This window comes from Thioclava sp. (genome assembly GCF_048263065.1).
In the GTDB taxonomy this organism is placed as follows: domain Bacteria; phylum Pseudomonadota; class Alphaproteobacteria; order Rhodobacterales; family Rhodobacteraceae; genus Thioclava.
Genome location: NZ_JBLXEM010000009.1, coordinates 1 through 20,474, shown reverse-complemented (window position 1 = coordinate 20,474; position 20,474 = coordinate 1). Strand labels below are relative to the sequence as shown.

The 20,474-nt window shown below is 60.5% G+C and carries 19 protein-coding genes and 1 riboswitch; of the genes, 9 read left to right on the top strand and 10 right to left on the bottom strand.

The features are described from left to right. Positions 1-5: 5 nt before the first annotated feature. Positions 6-1,511 carry an MORN repeat-containing protein gene (locus tag ACN0SD_RS13055; protein ID WP_417808674.1) on the bottom strand — a complete coding sequence of 502 codons (1,506 nt, stop codon included), beginning with the start codon at positions 1,509-1,511 and terminating at the stop codon, positions 6-8. A gap of 225 nt (positions 1,512-1,736) precedes the next feature. Here ACN0SD_RS13055 and ACN0SD_RS13050 point away from each other — a divergent pair, with 225 nt between their 5' ends. Further along, a complete protein-coding gene (locus tag ACN0SD_RS13050) occupies positions 1,737-3,434 on the top strand; it encodes an NAD+ synthase (RefSeq protein WP_417808673.1) in 1,698 nt (565 codons plus the stop codon). A gap of 7 nt (positions 3,435-3,441) precedes the next feature. Here ACN0SD_RS13050 and parA read toward each other — a convergent pair whose 3' ends face one another. The 3 genes from parA to gltX all read right to left on the bottom strand — a co-directional run bounded on the left by parA (position 3,442) and on the right by gltX (position 5,967). Further along, positions 3,442-4,077: a ParA family partition ATPase gene (parA, locus tag ACN0SD_RS13045; protein WP_417808672.1), complete on the bottom strand. Its 636-nt coding sequence runs from the start codon at positions 4,075-4,077 to the stop codon at positions 3,442-3,444. 171 nt (positions 4,078-4,248) lie between these two features. Further along, on the bottom strand, positions 4,249-4,524 hold the full coding sequence (locus tag ACN0SD_RS13040; RefSeq protein ID WP_417808671.1) for a hypothetical protein: 276 nt from the start codon (positions 4,522-4,524) through the stop codon (positions 4,249-4,251). Positions 4,525-4,638: 114 nt separating this feature from the next. Further along, a complete protein-coding gene (gltX, locus tag ACN0SD_RS13035) occupies positions 4,639-5,967 on the bottom strand; it encodes a glutamate--tRNA ligase (protein ID WP_417808670.1) in 1,329 nt (442 codons plus the stop codon). 259 nt (positions 5,968-6,226) lie between these two features. Between gltX and ACN0SD_RS13030 the strand changes: the two genes are divergently transcribed. The 7 genes from ACN0SD_RS13030 to dtd all read left to right on the top strand — a co-directional run bounded on the left by ACN0SD_RS13030 (position 6,227) and on the right by dtd (position 14,484). After that, the gene (locus ACN0SD_RS13030) at positions 6,227-7,162 is read left to right on the top strand and encodes an MBL fold metallo-hydrolase (protein ID WP_417808669.1); all 936 of its coding nucleotides are present in this window, start codon (positions 6,227-6,229) and stop codon (positions 7,160-7,162) included. 164 nt (positions 7,163-7,326) lie between these two features. Then, entirely contained in the window at positions 7,327-8,274 is a 948-nt protein-coding gene (locus tag ACN0SD_RS13025; RefSeq protein WP_417808668.1) for a 1-phosphofructokinase family hexose kinase, read from the top strand. A 137-nt stretch (positions 8,275-8,411) separates the two neighbouring features. Continuing rightward, positions 8,412-8,504: riboswitch (glycine riboswitch) on the top strand. Between the two features lie 156 nt (positions 8,505-8,660). Continuing rightward, the gene (gene gcvT, locus ACN0SD_RS13020) at positions 8,661-9,764 is read left to right on the top strand and encodes a glycine cleavage system aminomethyltransferase GcvT (RefSeq protein ID WP_417808667.1); all 1,104 of its coding nucleotides are present in this window, start codon (positions 8,661-8,663) and stop codon (positions 9,762-9,764) included. Positions 9,765-9,789: 25 nt separating this feature from the next. Beyond that, positions 9,790-10,149 (top strand): glycine cleavage system protein GcvH, encoded by a 360-nt coding sequence (gene gcvH, locus ACN0SD_RS13015; protein ID WP_417808666.1) that lies wholly within the window; start codon positions 9,790-9,792, stop codon positions 10,147-10,149. 5 nt (positions 10,150-10,154) lie between these two features. Then, on the top strand, positions 10,155-12,992 hold the full coding sequence (gcvP, locus tag ACN0SD_RS13010) for an aminomethyl-transferring glycine dehydrogenase (RefSeq protein ID WP_417808665.1): 2,838 nt from the start codon (positions 10,155-10,157) through the stop codon (positions 12,990-12,992). Positions 12,993-13,114: 122 nt separating this feature from the next. After that, entirely contained in the window at positions 13,115-14,038 is a 924-nt protein-coding gene (locus ACN0SD_RS13005) for a carbohydrate kinase family protein (protein WP_417808664.1), read from the top strand. Next, positions 14,035-14,484: a D-aminoacyl-tRNA deacylase gene (gene dtd / locus ACN0SD_RS13000; RefSeq protein ID WP_417808663.1), complete on the top strand. Its 450-nt coding sequence runs from the start codon at positions 14,035-14,037 to the stop codon at positions 14,482-14,484. The genes ACN0SD_RS13005 and dtd overlap by 4 nt, the downstream gene beginning before the upstream one ends. Here the strand turns inward: dtd and ACN0SD_RS12995 are convergent. Next, positions 14,481-14,942, bottom strand: a complete 462-nt coding sequence (locus ACN0SD_RS12995; RefSeq protein WP_417808662.1) for a hypothetical protein — start codon at positions 14,940-14,942, stop codon at positions 14,481-14,483. The genes dtd and ACN0SD_RS12995 overlap by 4 nt on opposite strands. A gap of 222 nt (positions 14,943-15,164) precedes the next feature. Here ACN0SD_RS12995 and ACN0SD_RS12990 point away from each other — a divergent pair, with 222 nt between their 5' ends. After that, positions 15,165-15,749: a thymidine kinase gene (locus ACN0SD_RS12990; RefSeq protein WP_417808661.1), complete on the top strand. Its 585-nt coding sequence runs from the start codon at positions 15,165-15,167 to the stop codon at positions 15,747-15,749. Here ACN0SD_RS12990 and ACN0SD_RS12985 read toward each other — a convergent pair. From ACN0SD_RS12985 to ACN0SD_RS12965, 5 genes are read right to left on the bottom strand one after another with little or no spacing between them, the layout of a single operon-like run. Then, positions 15,746-16,864 (bottom strand): beta-ketoacyl-ACP synthase III, encoded by a 1,119-nt coding sequence (locus tag ACN0SD_RS12985; protein WP_417808660.1) that lies wholly within the window; start codon positions 16,862-16,864, stop codon positions 15,746-15,748. The two genes, ACN0SD_RS12990 and ACN0SD_RS12985, sit on opposite strands and share 4 nt — an antisense overlap. 42 nt (positions 16,865-16,906) lie before the next feature. After that, positions 16,907-17,857, bottom strand: coding sequence for a 2-hydroxyacid dehydrogenase (locus ACN0SD_RS12980; protein WP_417808659.1), 951 nt, complete (start codon positions 17,855-17,857; stop codon positions 16,907-16,909). Continuing rightward, positions 17,857-18,192, bottom strand: a complete 336-nt coding sequence (locus ACN0SD_RS12975; protein WP_417808658.1) for a tRNA-binding protein — start codon at positions 18,190-18,192, stop codon at positions 17,857-17,859. The genes ACN0SD_RS12980 and ACN0SD_RS12975 overlap by 1 nt, the downstream gene beginning before the upstream one ends. Beyond that, positions 18,189-19,001, bottom strand: coding sequence for a pyrroline-5-carboxylate reductase (gene proC, locus ACN0SD_RS12970; RefSeq protein WP_417808657.1), 813 nt, complete (start codon positions 18,999-19,001; stop codon positions 18,189-18,191). Before proC ends, ACN0SD_RS12975 begins: the two co-directional genes overlap by 4 nt. A gap of 27 nt (positions 19,002-19,028) precedes the next feature. Continuing rightward, positions 19,029-19,532: a YbjN domain-containing protein gene (locus tag ACN0SD_RS12965; RefSeq protein ID WP_038129498.1), complete on the bottom strand. Its 504-nt coding sequence runs from the start codon at positions 19,530-19,532 to the stop codon at positions 19,029-19,031. Positions 19,533-20,474: the final 942 nt, after the last annotated feature.

Sequence of the window (20,474 nt, the reverse complement as noted above, 5' to 3'; positions counted from 1 at the left end):
GCAGCTTAATTACCGTTCGGCCCCGCCTCTTGCGGCACGGCAGGCTCCGGCGTCGAAGGGGCGACAACGTCGGGCGTGGCCTCGGCTGGGGGCGCCTCGGTCTGGGTACCGTCCGGCGTCTCCGTGCCCGGCGAAACCGCCTCGCTAAATGCGCCCTCTTTCCATTTGCCTGCTGCAACCTTGCCCGAGGCATAGGTCATCGTACCTTGCCCCTCGCGCTTGCCATTGCTGAAATGGCCCTCATACATGTCGCCATTGGCATAGGTGGCACGGCCCTCACCGGCGATTGCACCATTGCGCCACTGGCCCTCGTAAGCGAACCCGTCGGGCATGGTGAGTTTGCCTTCACCATCGCGCTGACCGGCGTTCAAATGACCCTCGTAGACTGTGCCATCGGCGTAGCGCGCGATGCCTGTGCCCTGACGTTGGCCATCGGCCCAGTCGCCTTCGTAGGAATAGCCGTCGGGGTAGGTCATCTTGCCGGTGCCGTGGTTGCGCGCATCCTTGAACTGGCCCTCATAGACCAGCCCGTTGGCGTAGCGCGCGATGCCAGCTCCCTCGATGACGCCCGCGACCCAACCGCCTTGATAGCTCGAGCCATCGGGATAGGTGATTTTGCCTTCACCATCGGGCAGATCGCCTTTGAACTGACCCTCGTAAACAGAGCCGTCGGGATAGGTGACCTTGCCGGTGCCCTCAATGCGACCCTCGCTCCAGTCGCCCTCGTAAAGGTAACCATCCGTGCCTTTGAATGTGCCGGTGCCGTGGCGTTTATCTAGGAGGAAGTCGCCCTCGTAGACATCACCATTGGCATAGGTGACGCGGCCGCGACCGTGGCGTTTGCCATTGACCATCTGGCCTTCATAGACATCGCCGTTGGACTGGGTCAGCTTACCCATGCCGTTCATCTGGCCGTCTTTCCACTGGCCCTCATAGATAAGCCCGTTCGCCATTTTCAGCGTGCCTTCGCCGGCGCGCTGCCCGTCCTTCATCTGGCCTTCATAAGTGGAGCCATCGGGATAGGTGATCAGCCCTGTGCCCTCTTTGATACCCGCCACCCAGTCGCCCTCATAGCGATAGCCATTGGCGGATTCGAGCGTGCCTTTGCCGTCATGCATCGCGTTGCGGAACTGGCCTTTGTAGATCGAGCCATTGGCGTAATGCGCAACGCCAGTGCCGGTGATCTCACCGCCGACCCAATCGCCCTCATAGGTGCCGCCATCAGCGAACGTGATTTTGCCCTGACCATCGGGCTTGCCGCGCGCGAACTGGCCCTCATAGACCGAGCCGTTGGGAAAGCGTGCACGCCCTTGGCCGCGGATCTCGCCCATGACCCACTGGCCCTCATATTCATAGCCCGAGGGGAGTTTATAGGTGCCGTAGCCGTCCTGCTTGCCATCGGTGAACGTGCCCTCATAGAGCCCGCCATCGTCATATTGCTTGGTGATGACCTCTTGTGCGAGCGCGCCATGCGCCCCCAGCACTGTGGCGATCACTGCCGCCGATGTCATGATGCGAAGCCGCGCCCCTGCCATGCCTGCCCTCGATATGCTCTGCCCGGATTTGAACGGGATTCGCCCCGTCGCTGTTAACCTTTAGAGTATGCGGCAGGGCGCAGGGTGACAAGCATCTGTGGTAGTGCCCCGTGTGCGCGGCGTGTGGTTTTGCCCGCGCGCCCTTTTCTGCCCGCTGCTTTCTGTTAAACGAAGGGCTGATAAAGAACCCGAGGACTTCCCATGGCCGACCGTTTCCGCCTGACCCTTGCCCAATTGAACCCGACCGTGGGGGCGCTGCATGCCAATGCCGAGGCCGCCTACGCCGCCTGGGAGGAGGGGCGCGCTGCGGGGGCTGATATGGTCGTGCTGCCCGAGATGTTCCTGACGGGTTATCAAACGCAGGACCTGATCGCCAAGCGCGCGTTCGTGCGCGATGCCACAGCCGCGATGGAGGCATTGGGGGCACGTATCACTGATGGTCCCGCGCTGGGCATTGGCGGGCCGTTCTGGGACGAGAATGGGCATTACAACGCCTATTGGGTCTGGAAAGACGGCAAGCTGGTGGCGCGGATGCTTAAGCATGAGCTGCCCCATAAAGGGATTTTTGACGAGTATCGTCTGTTCGATATCGGCCCGATTTCAGGGCCCTACGCGATCAATGGGGTGCGCATCGGCTCGCCGATTTGCGAAGATGCATGGCACCCCGATGTGGCCGAGACGCTGGCCGAGACGGGGGCCGAGATTTTGATCGTACCCAATGGCTCGCCCTATTATCGGCGTAAACTGGATACGCGGATGAACCACATGGTTGCGCGCGTGACCGAGACTGGTTTGCCACTGGTCTATCTCAACGCCGTGGGCGGGCAGGACGATCAGGTCTTTGACGGGGCGAGCTTTGTGCTCAACCGTCACGGCGCGCTGGCGGCGCAATTCGCGCCTTTCGATGAAATTGTCGATCACGTCGATTTCGAACGCGGGCCTGATGGCTGGGCCTGCGTGGCGGGGCGCGATGATGTGCAGCCCTCCGAGTGGGAGCAGGATTACCGCGCGATGGTGATGGGCACGGCGGATTACCTTGGCAAATCGGGGTTTTCCAAGGTGGTGCTGGGCCTGTCAGGCGGGATTGATTCCGCGCTGGTGGCTACGATTGCCGCCGATGCGCTGGGGCCACAAAACGTGCATTGCGTGATGCTGCCCTCGGAATATACTTCTGCCAGCTCGCTTACGGATGCCGCTGATTTGACTACGCGGCAGAACATGCGTCTTGATACGGTCAAGATCGACGGGGCGCGCGATGCGGTGAACGAAGCGCTGGCGCATTTGATGGCGGGCACCAAGCCTGATGTGACCGAGGAAAACATCCAGTCGCGCCTGCGCGGTGTGATGCTGATGGCGATTTCGAACAAGTTTGGCGAGATGTTGCTGACCACTGGCAACAAGTCGGAAATGGCGGTGGGCTATGCGACGATCTATGGCGATATGAACGGCGGGTATAACCCGATCAAGGATCTCTATAAGACCCGCGTGTTCGAAACCTGCCGCTGGCGCAATGCCAATCATCGCGACTGGATGAAAGGCGCGCCGGGCGAGGTGATCCCGCCCAATATCATCGACAAGCCGCCGTCAGCCGAGCTGCGCCCCGATCAGCGCGACGATGACAGCTTGCCGCCCTATCCGGTGCTGGATGGCATATTGGAGGGGTTGGTCGAGGATGACGCCTCGGTCGTCGATCTGGTCGCGCGCGGTTACGATCACGATACGATCAAAAAGGTCGAACACCTGCTGTATATCGCGGAATGGAAACGCTTTCAGTCAGCGCCGGGGCCGCGCATTTCGCGCAAAGGGTTCTGGCTGGATCGGCGCTATCCGATGGTCAATCGCTGGCGCGATACCGGCCATGGGCGCGCCCGTCCAGAGCCGCGCGAACCGGAATCCTAAGCGCCGTTTAGTCTGTCGCGTCCAGCAGCGCCGAAATTTCGGCGACAAGGGCGTTCACCTCGGCCGTGGCGGCGGATTTTCCGGCCTCAAGCGCGCCGAGCCCTTGGCCAAGGGTCTGTGCATAGACGACGCGGTGACCAAGAGTGACCGTGGCAACCTCGGAGGAAATTGCGGCGGCGGCCGCCGCGACTTCCTCGGCCAAACGGGTGCCCGATTTCACGCGGTTGAGGACGATAACACAGGGTTTGCCGACCCGCTCCGCCAGATCAACGACGCCATCCGTCGCCCAAAGATCGACCAGAGAAGACCCCACCGGCACCAGCACCAGATCCGCCTCGCGCAGGGCGGGTTTCAAATCGCTATCCACCTTGGGCGGCGTGTCAATGATTACTATGTCATTGTTTGCGCTAAGTTTACTGCACTCGTATCCAACACCCCAAGCCGAGGAGGTGGCAAATTCCACACCGGGATCGCCCAGCAATTCGCGTCGCGTCATGAACCAGCGACCAAGCGAGCCTTGCGGATCGGTATCAAGAATCGCCACGCGTTGATTTTGTTTCGCAAATGCGATGGCGAGATTGACCGCGAGCGTGGTTTTCCCCGCTCCGCCCTTTTGTTGAGCGATCGTGATGATATGCGCCAAATGATTCCCTCGCTGTTGCAGCATTTTATATCACGATAGATTTGGGAATTATATGTCGCTCAATCACGCAGGTATGCGAAAGCCCTGACCCGTGTGAGCAGGCGGTGAAAGGTTGGGCGGTATTGCGCGACGTTGCGGAATTTTCGATCTAAATGAGCGAGGTGCCTACTCTCAACTTGCACCACGGGCAGCTTCTGGATGCTCGGCCAAGAAGGCGCGCAAGACGGCAAATAATTCGTGCGCTTGTGGCACGTTGTCAGCATGCAAAGCGGCGCGGATATCATCGCAAATCATCTCGTTTACTTTTTGCGGCCCATGATGGACGTGCATCATGTATTCGCCCAACAGCGTCGCGTCATACGCGCTGAGGTGTTCATGCTCAGACAGCGCATCAATTTCTGCACGACTTAGCGCAGACATGTCTTCGACATCTTCCAACGTGATCATTGCTTCTCTCCCTCAATAGAGAATGATTCTACCAAGTTCGAGATAATGCCGCCTTGATGGACCTCAAGGTAGGAAAGCGACCGTTTCGGGCTACGGTATCAACGGGGCGCGCGCTCAGCCCCGCGCGCGCACCTTGTGCAAAAGCGGCATCAGGCTGCCCATGTCGGGGCCGTGGGCTTGTCCCGTCACCGCTTTGCGCAGCGGCATGAACAGGCCCTTGCCCTTGCGCCCCGTCGCGTCCTTGACGGCGTTGGTCCAGTCTTTCCACGTCGTGTCTGTATAGGGCGCGGCGGGCAGCAGCGTCATGGCCTGCGCGATGAAATCGGTGTCCTCGGGGTCAATCACCGGCTCGGCGCCGTTCAGGCACAGATCGGCCCAGTGATCGAGATCGCTGAGCGTGTCGATATTTTGCGAGGCCACGGCCCAGAACTGCTCGGCTTGCTCGGCAGGAATACCAAGGGCAGCGATACGGTCCTGTACCGCCGAGAAGGGCAGGTGCTGGTTGCGCGTGCGCGTCAGCGGGATCAGGTCTTCGGCGTCGAATTTGGTGGGGGCCGAGCCGAACTGGCTGAGATCAAAGCCCTCGGCCAATTCATCCATGCTCATTTTCAGCTCGATCGGCTGGCTTGATCCAAGCCGCGCCATCATGCTTAGCAACGCCTCGGGGGCGATACCCTTGGCGCGCAGATCGCGGATTGAGAGCGCGCCGAGACGTTTGGACAGCTCTTCGCCCTGCGGGCCGGTCAGCAGCGAGTGGTGCGCAAAGGCGGGAACCTTGCCGCCGATGGCCTTGATGATTTGAATTTGCGTCGCGGTGTTGGTGACGTGATCGCCCCCGCGCACGATATGGGTGATGTTCATATCCGCGTCATCCACGGGCGAGGCAAAGGTATAAAGCACCTGACCCGAGGCCTTGATCAGCACCGGATCGGACACCGACGCCGCATCAATCGACAGATCGCCCAAAATGCCATCGGTCCACTCGATCCGTTCGAGTTCCAGTTTAAAGCGCCAGTAACCATCTTTGCCAGCGGCGCGCGCGGCCTCTTTCTCGGCCTCAGACATGTGCATCGAGGCGCGGTCATAAACCGGCGGCTTGCCCATGTTGAGTTGTTTTTTGCGTTTGAGATCCAACTCGGTCGGGCTCTCAAAGCACTCATACAGCTTGCCCGCCGCCTTCAATTCCTCGGCGACCTCGCGATAGCGATCAAGGCGCAGCGACTGGCGTTCCTCGCGATCCCACTCGATGCCCAACCATTCCAGATCCGATTTCAGCGCGTCGATATATTCCTGCTTCGAGCGTTCCTGATCGGTATCGTCGAGGCGCAGAATGAACGTGCCGCCCGTCTTGCGCGCAATCAGATAGTTCATCAGCGCGGTGCGCAGATTGCCGACGTGGATATAGCCAGTGGGCGAGGGGGCAAAACGGGTAATGGTGGTCATTTCGGCATACTCCTGTTGGCGCCTGCTGTTTCATAGCGGGGCGCGTTTGTCCATATGAAGGGCTATGCGTGCAGGGCAATCCCGGTAAGGAGGTAAACGGTCGAGGCGTTTCTTTCAGCACCAAATTCGCGATGGCGCGGCAAATATTCTCTCGCAGGAGCGAACCCAATCACGTTCTCGTGCGTTTGGGCTTCGTCATCAGGGTGCTTTGCGCTACTTTTGACCCGCAAGATACATGTCCGCCGACCAGGAGAGACCGATGACCCGCAGACTTATGACACGCCGAACGGCCATTATGACCGCCGCTGCCCTGCCTGCCGCCCCTGCAATTCTTGGCGCTACGATGGCGCAGGCCCAAGACGAAATGGCCAAAGCCCCTCCCGCAATTCCGCCTTACCGCCGTATGCAGCTTGGCGATATGGCCGTGACGACGCTGCTTGCAGCCAATCGCCCGATGGAAGACCCCCACGGCACGTTTGGCCTGAACGCCAGCGACGAAGAGTTCGCCGACCTCTCGAAAGAAGCGTTCATTCCCGCTGACAAATCGCTCAATTTCTTCACTCCGACCTTGATCGAGGCGGGCGACGAGAAGATTCTGTTCGATACAGGGCTGAGTGCCGATGGCACCAGTTCAGCGCTTGCCGCTGCTGGTCATGCGCCTGAAGATATCACCACCGTTGTCATCACCCACATGCACGGCGATCACATCGGCGGGTTGATGGGCGAGGGTGGCGCGACGTTCAAGAATGCGCGCTACATCACCGGCCAGACCGAGTTCGATCACTGGTCCAAGGCGGGCAATGACACGTTCGAGGCCAAAGTGCGCCCGCTCGAAGATCAATTCGCCTTTATCAAAGGCGGGGATTCGGTTGTCTCGGGGATTACGGCTGTTGAGGCGTTTGGTCATACCCCGGGCCACATGGCCTTTATGGTGGAAAGCGGTGGCAAGGGATTGGTGTTGGCCGTGGATACTGCCAACCACTACGTCTGGTCGCTGCGCCGCCCCGAATGGGAAGTGCGCTTTGACATGGACAAGACGAAGGCTGCCGCGACGCGCAAATCGCTGCTGGGCATGGTTGCTGCCGATCGTCTACCCTTTATCGGCTATCACATGCCGTTCCCCGGCACGGGTTTTCTTGAAACGGCCGGGCCGGGCTATCGCTTTGTGCCGACCGGATACCAGCTTGATCTGTAAGCTGCGACGCACGAGCGTGATATAAGGGTTTAGAACTGGAACGGGCGGCACTGGAAAAGTGCGGCCCGTACTGCTTTTATAAGCGGGCGCAACTCCTCTTGGATCGCGAGCAGTGACCTGCGATGATTGCGCCCAAGACCCTTCCGCCAGTCAAGGATTTCGCGATGACGGCCATATTGACGATCACGCTCAACCCCACGGTTGATCTGTCGACCTCGACCGAGGGAATTTTGCCCGAGCGCAAGCTGCGCTGCACGCGCCCGCAAACCGATCCCGGCGGTGGCGGGCTGAATGTCAGCCGCGCGATCACGGCGCTTGGGGGCAACTCGACCGCCTTCGTGGCGCTGGGCGGGCCGACGGGCGACAAGGTGATGCGGCTGCTGGCTGAGGCGGGGATCGGCGTTTATCCCTTTCCCGCGCCGGGTGAAACGCGCATGAGCCTGACCGCCACCGACACCGCCACGGGCGAGCAATATCGTTTCGTCATGCCCGGCCCCGATTGGGGCGAGCGCGACGTGTCAAAGGCGCTCAGCCGGATCGCGCGCGCCGCGCCCGAGGGCGGGATCGTGGTGCTGTCAGGCAGCCAACCCCCCGGTGTTCCAGTGGATTTCCCCGCAAGGCTTGCCGCCAAAATCGCGCGCACGAAGGCGCGGCTGTTCCTTGATACCTCGGGCAAGGCGCTGCACTATCTGCTTAGGGCGAAATCGCCCCCCGCCGATCTGCTGCGCATGGATGAGCTGGAGGCCGAGGAACTCGCAGGCCACCCCTTGCCCACCCGCACCGACAGCGCCGATTTCGCGCAAGACCTTGTGGGGCGTGGGCTGGCCCATGCGGTGATCGTGGCGCGCGGCTCTGAGGGCAACGTGCTGGCCACGCGCGAGGGGCGCTGGTTTGCCAAGGCCGCCAAGGTCAAGGTCGTCTCCAAGGTCGGGGCGGGCGATAGTTTCGTGGCGGCCTTTACGCTGGCACTGGCGCGCGACAAGCCCTTGCCCGAGGCGTTGCGTCACGGGGCGGCGGGGGCCTCGGCGGCGGTGACCTCGCCGGCGACCGATCTTTGCAGTGCGCGTGATGTGAAAAAACTGCTGAGCCAATGTCCGGTCAGCAAGATTTGAATGCAGCGCGTTTTTAGCGCGCCGCATCGCCTGTTCCTTGGGCATTTTGCGCGCGCGCGCAGGTCGCTTTTGGCCTCAAAACGGCGCATCTGGCGAATCAGGCTTGTCAGGGCGCGTGCGCCTCGGCTATGCGATTGGGGTGGAATACGGGAGAAGCTGCGGCGAAAGCTGCGGTGCCGAAGGAGCAACCGCCCCGGTAAACTCTCAGGCAAAAGGACCGCATTTCACCAAGGACTCTGGAGAGTGGCGCAGATGCGCCCGCCGAAGGGATAACGATCTCAGGCGCCCGAAACCCGTAAGGGCTGGGTACGGACAGAGGGGGCATCGGGCGGGCCATTTGGCCCATTGGTCGATGCCGGACAATCCGGCTAAAGGGAGAGAGCCGGATGAGCGATCTGAAACAGACGCCGCTTTACGATCTACACATCGAACTTGGCGCGAAAATGGTGCCGTTTGCGGGCTATGCGATGCCCGTGCAATACCCGCTGGGCGTGATGAAAGAGCATTTGCACACTCGCGCCGCGGCCGGGCTGTTCGATGTCAGCCATATGGGGCAGGTGATTTTGCCGGGGCCGGATGCGGCGGCGGCACTTGAGGCGCTGGTGCCGGTCAATCTGGTCGGGCTGGGCGAAGGGCGGCAGCGCTATGCGATGTTCACCAATGACACGGGCGGGATATTGGACGATCTGATGGTCGCCAATCGCGGCGATCATCTGTTCGTCGTGGTCAATGCCGCCTGCAAAGAGGGCGATCTGGCCCATCTGCGCGCCAATATTCCCGAGGTTGTCGAAATCACCGACCGTGCGCTTTTGGCGCTGCAAGGTCCGGCGGCTGAAGCGGCGTTGGAAACGTTGGTGACGGGCGTGGCCGCGATGCGGTTCATGGATGTCGCCACGTTTGGCTGGCAGGGGGCAGAGTTGTGGATTTCGCGCTCGGGCTACACGGGCGAGGATGGCTTTGAAATCTCGGTTCCCGCCGCGCAGGCCGACGCATTTGCGCGCGCGTTGCTGGCAATCGAGACGGTCGAGCCGATTGGTTTGGGGGCGCGTGACAGCCTGCGTCTTGAGGCGGGGCTGTGCCTGTATGGTCATGATATCGACACCACGACAACGCCCGTTGAGGCCAATCTCGCTTGGGCGATCCAGAAGATCCGGCGCAAGGGCGGGGCGCGCGAGGGCGGCTTTCCCGGTGCCGACGTGATCCTTGCCCAGCTTGAAAACGGGGCCGCGCGCCAACGCGTTGGCCTGCGCCCGCAGGGCCGCGCTCCGATGCGCGAGGGCGTCAAGATCTACGCCAATGCCGAAGGGGGCGCGGCGATTGGCATCGTCACCTCGGGCGGCTTTGGCCCTTCGATTGAGGCCCCGATGGCGATGGCTTATTTGCCCGCCGATCTGGCTGAGGGCAGCACCGTTTACGGCGAGGTTCGCGGCAAACGCCTGCCCGCCGTGATCGCGGCGATGCCATTCCAACCCACCACCTACAAACGCTGAAAAACGATCAACAGGAGAGCAAAAGATGAAATTCACGCAAGACCATGAATGGCTGAAAACCGAGGGCGACGTGGTCGTCGTCGGCATCACGAAACACGCAAGCGAACAGCTTGGCGATGTAGTGTTCGTTGAGCTGCCCGAGGCCGGCACAGAGGTGTCCAAGGGCGACGAAATTTGCGTGATCGAAAGCGTCAAGGCTGCGTCTGACATTATGGCGCCGCTGGATGGCGAGATCGTCGAAGTGAACGACGAACTGGCTGACAATCCGGGCCTTGTGAACGAAGATCCGACGGGTAAGGCGTGGTTTTTCAAGATGAAATTGGCGGACATGACCGCGCTTGATGGCTTTATGGATGAAGCCGCTTACACCAAATTTATCGGATAATCGCCATGTTCACCCCCTCGACCTATGACACTTATGATTTCGCCAATCGCCGCCATATCGGGCCGTCCCCGTCCGAGATGGCCGAGATGCTTAAGGCCGTGGGGGCGCGCGATCTGGATGCGCTGATTGATGAGACGGTTCCCAAATCCATCCGTCAGGCCGAGCCGCTTGGCTGGGCGCCGCTGACCGAATATGCGCTGCTGCAAAAGATGCAGGAGATGGGTAAAAAGAACCGCGTGATGGTTTCGCTGATTGGGCAGGGCTATTACGGCACGGTTACCCCGCCAGCGATCCAGCGCAATATCCTTGAAAATCCGGCTTGGTATACCGCCTACACGCCCTATCAGCCCGAGATCGCGCAGGGCCGTCTTGAGGCGCTGCTGAACTTTCAAACGGTGGTGTCCGATCTGACCGGGCTGCCCGTAGCCAATGCCTCGCTGCTGGATGAGGCAACGGCGGCGGCCGAGGCAATGACAATGGCGCAGCGCGTGGCGAAATCCAAAGCGGGCGCGTTTTTCGTCGATGAAAATTGCCATCCCCAGACCATCGACGTGATCAAGACCCGCGCGCATCCGCTGGGGATTGAGGTGATCGTAGGCGCGCCGGATGATCTGGTGGCCGATCAGGTCTTTGGTGCGATTTTCCAATATCCCGGCACCTATGGCCATGTGCGTGATTTCAGCGCGCAATGCGAGGCCCTACACGGCGCGAAGGCCGTCGCGATCATTGCGACCGATCTGCTGGCACTGTGCCTGCTTAAGGAACCCGGCGCGATGGGGGCCGATATCGCAGTCGGCTCGGCGCAGCGGTTCGGTGTGCAGATGGGCTATGGCGGCCCGCACGCCGCCTTTATGGCGTGTCGCGATGACATGAAGCGCGCGATGCCGGGGCGGATCGTGGGGGTCTCGGTCGATGCCCATGGCAACCGCGCCTATCGCCTGTCGCTGCAAACCCGCGAGCAACATATCCGGCGTGAAAAAGCCACCTCGAACGTGTGCACCGCGCAGGCACTGCTGGCGGTCATGGCTAGTTTCTACGCCGTTTTTCACGGCCCGATGGGGCTGCGCGCGATTGCCGAGCGGGTGCATTTCATCACCACCCATGTCGCCAACGCGCTGCGTGAGGCGGGGGCCGTGGTCGAACCCGATGCGTTCTTTGACACGCTCACCGTCGAGGTCGGCGTGGGGCAGGCAGGCATTATGGCCGCCGCGCGTCATCGCGGGATCAACCTGCGCAAAGTGGGGCGAGATCGCGTTGGTATCTCGTTGGATGAAACTACCGATGAGGGGATCGTGACGCGGCTGCTGGATGCCTTCGGGATTGAGGCAGCGGGCCCGCAACCCGGACGCCTGGGCGTGCCCGAAGCGATGCTGCGCGACAGCGAATATCTGACCCATCCGGTGTTTCACATGAACCGCGCGGAAAGCGAAATGATGCGCTATATGCGCCGCCTCTCTGATCGCGATCTGGCGCTGGATCGGGCGATGATTCCGCTGGGATCGTGCACGATGAAGCTGAATGCAGCCGCCGAAATGATGCCGCTTACATGGCCCGAATTTGGGTCCTTGCACCCGTTCGTGCCTACCGATCAGGCGGCGGGCTATCACGAGGCGATCGCCGATCTGACCGAAAAGCTGTGCGAAATCACCGGCTATGACGCGTTCTCGATGCAACCCAATTCCGGCGCGCAAGGCGAATATACGGGGCTGTTGACGATCTCGGCCTATCACCGCGCCAATGGCGATGATCAACGCAATGTCTGCCTCATTCCGATGTCGGCGCATGGCACCAATCCGGCCTCGGCGCATATGGCGGGGATGAAGGTGGTTGTGGTTAATTCCGCGCCTAATGGGGACATCGACCTTGAGGATTTCGAGGCTAAAGCCAAGGCGGCCGGCGACAACCTTGCGGCTTGCATGATCACATATCCCTCGACGCATGGCGTGTTTGAGGAAGCCGTCAAACGGGTCTGCGAGATCACCCATAGCCACGGCGGTCAGGTCTATATCGACGGGGCCAATATGAACGCGCTGGTCGGGCTGGTGAAACCCGGCGAGATTGGCGGCGATGTCAGCCACCTCAACCTGCACAAGACGTTCGCGATCCCGCATGGCGGTGGTGGGCCGGGCATGGGGCCGATTGGCGTGCGCGCGCATCTTGCGCCGTTCCTGCCGGGCCATTCGCAGACCGAGGCAGGCGCGGGGCCGGTCAGTGCAGCACCCTACGGATCGGCCTCCATATTGTTGATTTCATGGGCTTATGTCCTGATGATGGGCGGCGCGGGGTTAACGCAAGCGACCCGTGTGGCGATCTTGAATGCAAACTATATCGCGGCACGGCTGAAATCGGCCTATCCGATTATGTTCATGGGCAACCGAGGTCGTGTGGCACATGAGTGCATTCTGGATACGCGCAAATTCGCCGAGGTCGGGGTGAGCGTTGATGACATCGCCAAGCGCCTGATCGACAACGGGTTCCACGCGCCCACGATGTCTTGGCCGGTCTCGGGCACATTGATGGTGGAGCCGACCGAAAGCGAAACCAAGGCCGAGATCGACCGCTTTATCACCGCGTTGCTGGCGATTCGTGAGGAGATCACGGCGGTGGAAAACGGCGAGATCACCGCAGAGGAAAGCCCGTTGCGTCACGCGCCCCACACGGTCGAGGATCTGGTGACCGACTGGGACCGTGCCTATTCGCGCGAGGCGGGCTGTTTCCCGCCCGGAGCCTTCCGTGTGGACAAGTATTGGCCACCCGTGGGGCGCGTTGACAACGTGTTCGGTGATCGTAACTTGGTCTGCATCTGCCCTCCGCTCGAGGCCTATGTGGAAGCAGCAGAATAAACAGGCTGGGGGGCGCTGCCCCCCAGACCCCCCGGGATATTTAAAACACTTGGAAGGCAGAGGGATTGTCGCAGACAGCCGCGCAGTGTAGCAATGTTTGCGTTAACATAGGGAGGCCCGAGATGATCCTGAGCTGTGGGGAAGCGTTGATCGACATGCTGCCGCGTCAAAGCGCGCAGGGCGAAAGCGCCTTTGCGCCTTATCCGGGGGGCGCGGTGTTCAATACGGCGATTGCGCTGGGGCGATTGGGCGCGCGCTCGGGTTTTTTCTCGGGGCTCTCAGAAGATCTGTTTGGCCAGATGCTGGTTAATGCATTGGCGGAATCGGGGGTGGATGCAGGGCTGGCAGTGCGCTCGGACAGGCCCACCACGCTGGCTTTCGTGACGCTGGTGGATGGTCACGCGCGATATGCGTTTTATGATGAGAACACCGCCGGGCGTATGCTTTCCGAGGATGATCTGCCAACCGTGCCAGATAGCGTCAAGGCGATGTTTTTCGGTGGGATTTCCTTGCCGGTGGAGCCTTGCGGTGCGAGCTACGAGGCCTTGATGCTGCGCGAGGCGCCCAACCGCGTCACGATGGTCGACCCCAATATTCGCCCCGGTTTTATCCGCGATGAGGCCGCGTATCGCGCCCGGTTGGACCGGATGATAGCGGTCGCCGATATCGTTAAGATTTCGGATGAGGATCTTCGTTGGATCGAAGGACCCGGAACGATTGACGAATTGGCGCGAAAGGTTTTGGCGCGCGGCGCGAAACTGGTGTTCGTGACCGAAGGCGCGACGGGCGCGCACGGGTTTTCCGCAGCGCATTCGGTCTTTGCTCCGGCGCGCAAGGTCGAAGTGGTCGACACAGTCGGCGCGGGCGACACGTTCAACGCGGGCGTATTGGCGGCGCTTGATCGTGCCAATGCGCTGGATAAGGCCACTGTTGCAAGCGCCGATAAGGGGCTGATCCGCGCCTGTCTGGATCTTGGCGTTGCGGCGGCAGCCGTGGTTGTTAGCCGCGCGGGGGCCAATCCACCATGGTCAGAGGAACTCGCGTGAGAGCACTAATCCAACGTGTCTCGCGGGCGTCAGTGACGGTTTCAGGCGCGAAAATAGCAGAAATCCAACATGGGCTGCTGATCTTGGTCTGCGCGATGTCGGGCGATGATACGACTGCCGCCGAGAAGCTGGCCGCGCGTGTCGCCAAGCTGCGCATCTTCAAGGATGATGCGGGCAAGATGAACCTTTCGGTTAGCGATGTCGGGGGGGCCTGTCTGGTTGTGAGCCAGTTTACCCTCGCAGGTGATACTTCGCGCGGCAATCGCCCGGGCTTTTCCAGCGCCGCACCGCCGGATCAGGGCGAGCAGCTTTACACCCATTTCGCCGATCATCTGGCGGCGCTGGACCTGCCGGTTCAAACGGGGGAGTTCGGCGCGGATATGGCGGTAGAATTGCTAAATGACGGGCCGGTAACAATCTGGATGGACAGCGCAGATCGTGCCTAGCAGGCGGCGCCTTCCTCAAGCTTGAGCTTGACCTCTAACAAAACCTCTTGCAGGGCTTGCGCCTCTTTGAGCATCCGTTTCGCCTCATTCAGGCTGATCGTGCCATCGGCAATCGAGACGTGATATTCCGCCATCAGCATCGCAAACCGCTGGCTTAACGCGACCACATCCGAGTTGATCGAACTGCCCGACGCGTTGCGCCGCGCCTCGTTCCAACTCAGTGTTACGCCCGCCAGATCGGCCATGGCGGCGGTTACATGCGGATAGCTTGCCTCGGCCTCAAGACGGGCCGCTACATCAAGGGGCATGAAGCGCGCGCCATTGTCGGGATCGTTTGAATAGTAGCGCCCGAGCGTCGCTTTGGACTTGCCGCAAATACGTGCCGCCGCCTCGATACCGATGTCTTTCACCAGCGCTTCACTGTGCTTCTTCAAATAGCTGCCGACCTGATTGCTCATCTCAACGCCTTACTGTGGGAAAATGCCCCTACCATTCCCCTTAAACCGCGCCGCACGATTTGTCACATCATATGCCAATAAGAACGGGGGCTAAACCCTGTCGCACGGTGAGTTTCAACATTGGATACCAAATCATCCAGTGTTGACGGGCTCTGCCTGACGGACCCCAAGTCGGAAGGCAGAGCCTTGCCGCCGCAGTTTCAGGGCGGTAAGGCGTAGCGCATGGCAAAGCTGTATTTTCACTATTCGACGATGAATGCGGGCAAAAGCACGTTGCTGCTGCAGGCTTCCTACAACTACATCGAACGCGGCATGGAAACGATGCTGATCACGGCTCGGCTAGACCACCGCGCGGGCCATAATCAAGTGGCAAGCCGGATTGGCATTGGGGCAGAGGCCGAGAGCTTTACGCCAGACACCGATATGTTCGAAATGGTCAAGGATCGGCTTAATTCCGGCCCCTGTGCCTGCATTTTTGTTGATGAATCACAATTTCTGAATGACGCACAAGTCTGGCAACTGGCCCGCGCCGTGGATGATTTGGGCGTGCCGGTGATGTGTTACGGCCTGCGCGTTGATTTTCAGGGCAAGCTGTTTCCCGGCTCGGCCGCTTTGCTGGCACTGGCCGATGAAATGCGCGAGGTGCGCACGATTTGCCATTGCGGAAAAAAGGCGTCGATGGTGGTGCGGATGGGGCCGGATGGCACCGCCTTGCATGACGGGGATCAGGTGCAAATCGGCGGCAACGAAACCTATGTCAGCCTGTGCCGCCGTCACTGGCGCGAAGCGATGGGAGAGCGCGTCTAGATCCGCTCGACCACAACCGATCCCACCGAATACCCCGCCCCGAAGGAGCAGATCAACCCCAGATCGCCGGGGGTGAAGTCATTGGAATGTTTTGCAAAAGCGATGATGGAACCGGCGGATGAAGTATTAGCGTAGTCTTGCAGGATATTGGGCTGCTCACCGGGTTCCGGGTCGCGGCCCAGCACCTTGCGGCCCAGAAAATCATTCATCGTTTTATTGGCCTGATGCAGCCAGAGACGGCGCAGATCTTGCGGGCTGACGCCGGTTTCGCCAAGGTGTTCAAGGACGTGCTGCGCAACCATCGGCATCACCTCTTTAAACACTTTGCGTCCCTCTTGCATAAACTGCATGTCGCGCCGATCCGCAACGCCATCAGGTCGCGTGCGGCGCAGAAAACCGTTATTATTTCGGATGTTATTGGAAAATTCCGTTGCACAGCGGCTGGACCGGATCAGGAACCCCTGCGTGTCGTCTTCACGCCGCTCTATCAAGGTGGCGGTGGCGACATCGCCGAAAATGAAATGGCAGTCGCGGTCGCGCCACTCGAGGTGACCTGAGGTGATTTCAGGATTGACGACCAATGCACGGCGCACCGATCCGGTGCGGATCATGTCCGCCGCCGCCTGAACGCCAAACGTGGCCGAGGAGCAGGCGACATTCATATCGAATGCAAAGCCGCCTGCGCCCAGAAGCTTTTGAATTTCAATGGCAATCGCGGGGTAGGCGCGTTCCATGTTCGAGGCGGCGCAAATCACCAAGTCGATGTCTTCGCCCTCGCGCCCGGCCATTTCCAGCGCCCTGTTACAGGCATCCAGCGCGATTTCGGCCATGATGCCGGGCTCGTCATCAGAGCGCTGGCGAAGGCGCGGATACATCCGCGCGGGGTCCAAAACGCCGTCTTTGTCCATCACATGGCGCTGCTCGATCCCCGAGGCTTTGAGGATGAATTCCACCGAGGAATGATCTTTCGCCGTGACCTCGCCTGTGGCAATCGCGGCGGCATTTTCTGCGTTGAAACGATCCACATAGGCGTTGAAGCTTTCGACCAGCTCGGCATTTGTGATGGTCTGTTCGGGGGTGAAAACCCCGGTTCCGGTGATGACGGCTTGCTGCATTGGCTCCTCCTGTCCCGACACTCGGGCGGGGCGTGCAAAAGGTCAAGCGGTGACGCGATTGGGCGGGGAATTGCCGTCGCGAAACGCCATCAGATTGTCGAGCGCCATATGGCCCATCGCGTCGCGCACCTCCAGCGCAGCCGTGCCCAGATGCGGGAGTAACGTTGCGTTATCAAGCGCGCGCAGAGCCTCGGGGACATGCGGTTCGTGCTCATACACATCAAGTCCCGCCCCGGCAATCGCGCCCGCTTGCAGCGCTGCGATCAGTGCGCTTTCCTGCACGATATCGCCGCGCGCGATGTTGATCAGATGCGCGTGGGGTTGCAGTTTTGCGATCTCGGGTGCGCCGATTAGGTGATGCGTTGCTGGGCTTGCGGGCACGGCGATGACGACGAAATCGCACATTTTCAACAATTCTTCCTGACTGACCTGGCGCGCAGGCAGGCCGGGATCGGGCAGGGGGCTGCGCTTGGTGAACAGCACCTCCATGCCAAAGCCGTAATGGCAGCGCTTTGCAATCGCGGTTCCGATCCGCCCCATGCCAATGATGCCCACGCGCTTGCCGCTGACATGTTGGCCCAGAAACTGCGTTGGCGTCCAGCCGGTCCAGTCGCCGCGCCGCACATAGCGCTCGCCTGCGCCTGCGCGCCGTGCGCTCATCAAGATCAGCGTCAGGGCGATATCGGCGGTAGCATCTGTCACCGCGCCGGGCGTGTTGGAAACCGTGACGCCCGCCGCCTGCGCCGCAGCGACGTCGATATGATTATAGCCGACGCCGAAATTCGCGATCATCTTGGCGCGCGGCGCGGTTTTGAGGGCCGTCGCCGTAACCTGATCGCCCAGCGTCACCAGTAGCGCGTCGTATTCGGCCAGCGCTTGCGTGGCTTCGGCTTCATCCATTGGCGCGCCGCCATTGCGGAAGGTCACGTCGAATTCGCGCGCCGCGCGCGCCTCGACCTCGGGGGTGAGCTGGCGTGTGACAAGCAGTTTCATCAAAACATCCGCCCGCCGATAGCCACGTCCTTGTCGGGCGTCAGCAGCACCACCTCGCCCGCCTCATCGGGCACGCCCAGCACCAGCGCCTCGGACATGAAGGGGCCGATCTGGCGGGGCGGGAAATTCACCACGCCAAAGACCAGCTTTCCGACCAGCTCTTCGGGGGTGTAATGTGTCACGATCTGCGCCGAGCTTTTCTTGACGCCGATCTCGGGGCCATAATCGACCCAAAGCTTGATCGCGGGTTTGCGTGCCTCGGGGAAGGGCTGGGCCTCAGTGATGCGCCCGCAGCGGATATCGACCTTCATGAAATCATCGAAAGAGATCGTCATTTCCCCAGCTCCCGGTTGCGCGCGATATTGGCAGCTACGGCGCGGCGCATCAGGGGCGCCATGCCGGTTTCAGGATCCATCAGCACCTCAAGCGCCGCCGCCGTGGTCCCCCCCGGAGAGGTCACGTTTTCACGCAGCTTGCCGGGCGTTTCGTCGCTCTGCTCCGCCAGCGCGCCAGCGCCGCCAACGGCTGCCTTGGCGAGTTGAAGCGCCAGTTCGGGGGCCAACCCCTCGGCCTCGCCAATGGCGGCCATCACCTCGATCAGATGAAACACATAAGCCGGGCCAGAGCCGGAAATCCCGATCACCGCATTGATCTGATCCTCGTTTTCAAGGCGCACGACCTGACCCACGCCGGACATCAACTCTTGCGCGATATCAAGGTCTTGCGCGGTGGAATTGGCGTTTCCGACAATCGCTGTCACACCGCGCCCGATGGCTGCGGGGGTGTTGGGCATCGCGCGCACAAGGCGCGTCTGCTCGCCCAGCATCCGCTCATAGCCCGCCATCGTGATGCCGGCTGCGACGGTTACGAATAGCGTATCGCCCGTTGGCGTCGCTGAAAGCTGTGACAGCGCGTTGGCCATCATCTGCGGCTTGACGGCGAGCAATACAACCGCAGGGTCTTTTGGAAGATCAGTATTCAGATGTACGCCCGTGGCTTGCAGCCAGTCGGACGGGTGCGGGGTAATCACCCAGACCGAGCTTGCAGGCAGGCCGCCCTTGAGCAGTCCCTGCAAAATCGCGCCGCCCATACGGCCACAACCCAAAATCACCAAACCACGATCGGAAATGCTGTCGAAACTCATGTTGCCCCCTTTGTGTTCGGGGGCAGATTAGGCGCGCCCGTAGGCCTCTGCAATGGCGACCTGCATCGCATCCTCGGGCGTGCGCTCGCCCCAAGTGGCCAGTTGGAACGCAGGGTAAAACCGCTCTGACGAGGCAACCGCAGCGCCGATCAGCCGGTCAATCTGCTCGGGGCCGGGCATCTGCCCACCCGTCAGCACAAGGCCGTTGCGCCACACCATCAGCCGTTGATCGGGCCAAAAGGTAAACGCACCCGTCCATACCCGGTCATTGACGCGGTTGAGCAGGTCATAAAGCGCCGGTTCGCGCGCAGGGGGCGGGTCCATCTCGAATGTGCAGATCAGGCGCAGGGTTTCATCGGAATCAGACCAGGCGAGCGTGATCGAATAGCTGCGCCACTGACCCTCGACGGCCATCGCGATCTGATCGTCGGTGACGCGGTCGAATTGCCAGTCATGCGCCTCGGCCAGCGTCTCGACGATGTCGATCGGGTGCAGTTCTTCGACGTTCAGATAGTCTTCACTCAGTGCCATGCTCGTACCCCCCCGGCTTTTTTGGTGCCCTGAGGTGCAGCTCCCCAAAGGCTTGTCGGCTATACAAGGATCGGCGGTTCGTGCGCCTTTCCCTACCACATATCGTGTAGGTGGGGACGCGCTGTGTAAAGCAATTTCTAGTGGATAAGTCGGGGGTGAGCTACGATATCTGGGGATAGTCTATCCACAGGCCGCGAGTGCAAGGGGATAAAAATGCGCTTATGGCTTTGAAATAGCGCCAAAAACAACAGAAATATAGTAGCACTGCAGCAGGCGCATTCTGATAAATGGGAAATGAGTCCTAGGTTCGATCTTTTAGGAGGCATTTTTCATTATCGCAGTCGTGGAAGGAGGGAAGCGTGGCTTCCTGCCGTCTTCAATCCGGGGGCTCCAAGAGCCTCAACGAACGCTCTAATTCCTGTTTCTCTTGCGGTGCAGGTTCGCTGGATAAAGAAGGGAGATGTGCTCAAATCGTGTTGGTATCTGGCACAAAAAGTCTTTGTTTCTTGCTCAGGGAAGGAAATTTCGAGGGAACTTCTTTGACAACGCTTTTGTTGATAAACACATTGTCTTTTACCAGGCGACGGCGCCATTGCGACGATAGTAACTTTTCATGACTGAATTTAGATGAGCGTGATGAAAGAACCTATAGTCACCAGACGTTGGGCCGGAGTAATGAAAAATCAGGACTTCTGTTCGATTGTTACGCGCTCCGGCTACACCTCCGGAAGGTATGTGGATCCTCGAGGGGGAGAACACGTCCTTCCCAGTGATGCTGATGACGAAATGCTTGGCACCGCCTTGAGGGGCATCCCAGACGCGATCAGGGACAAAGTTGTCAAGCTGGCCTTGAAAGAGACCGGGTGGGGGTGCGGACGAAAAGTTGGACTATCTTGGAGATAGTTCATGTACAGCTACGAAGACCGAATGCGCGCGGTTGAG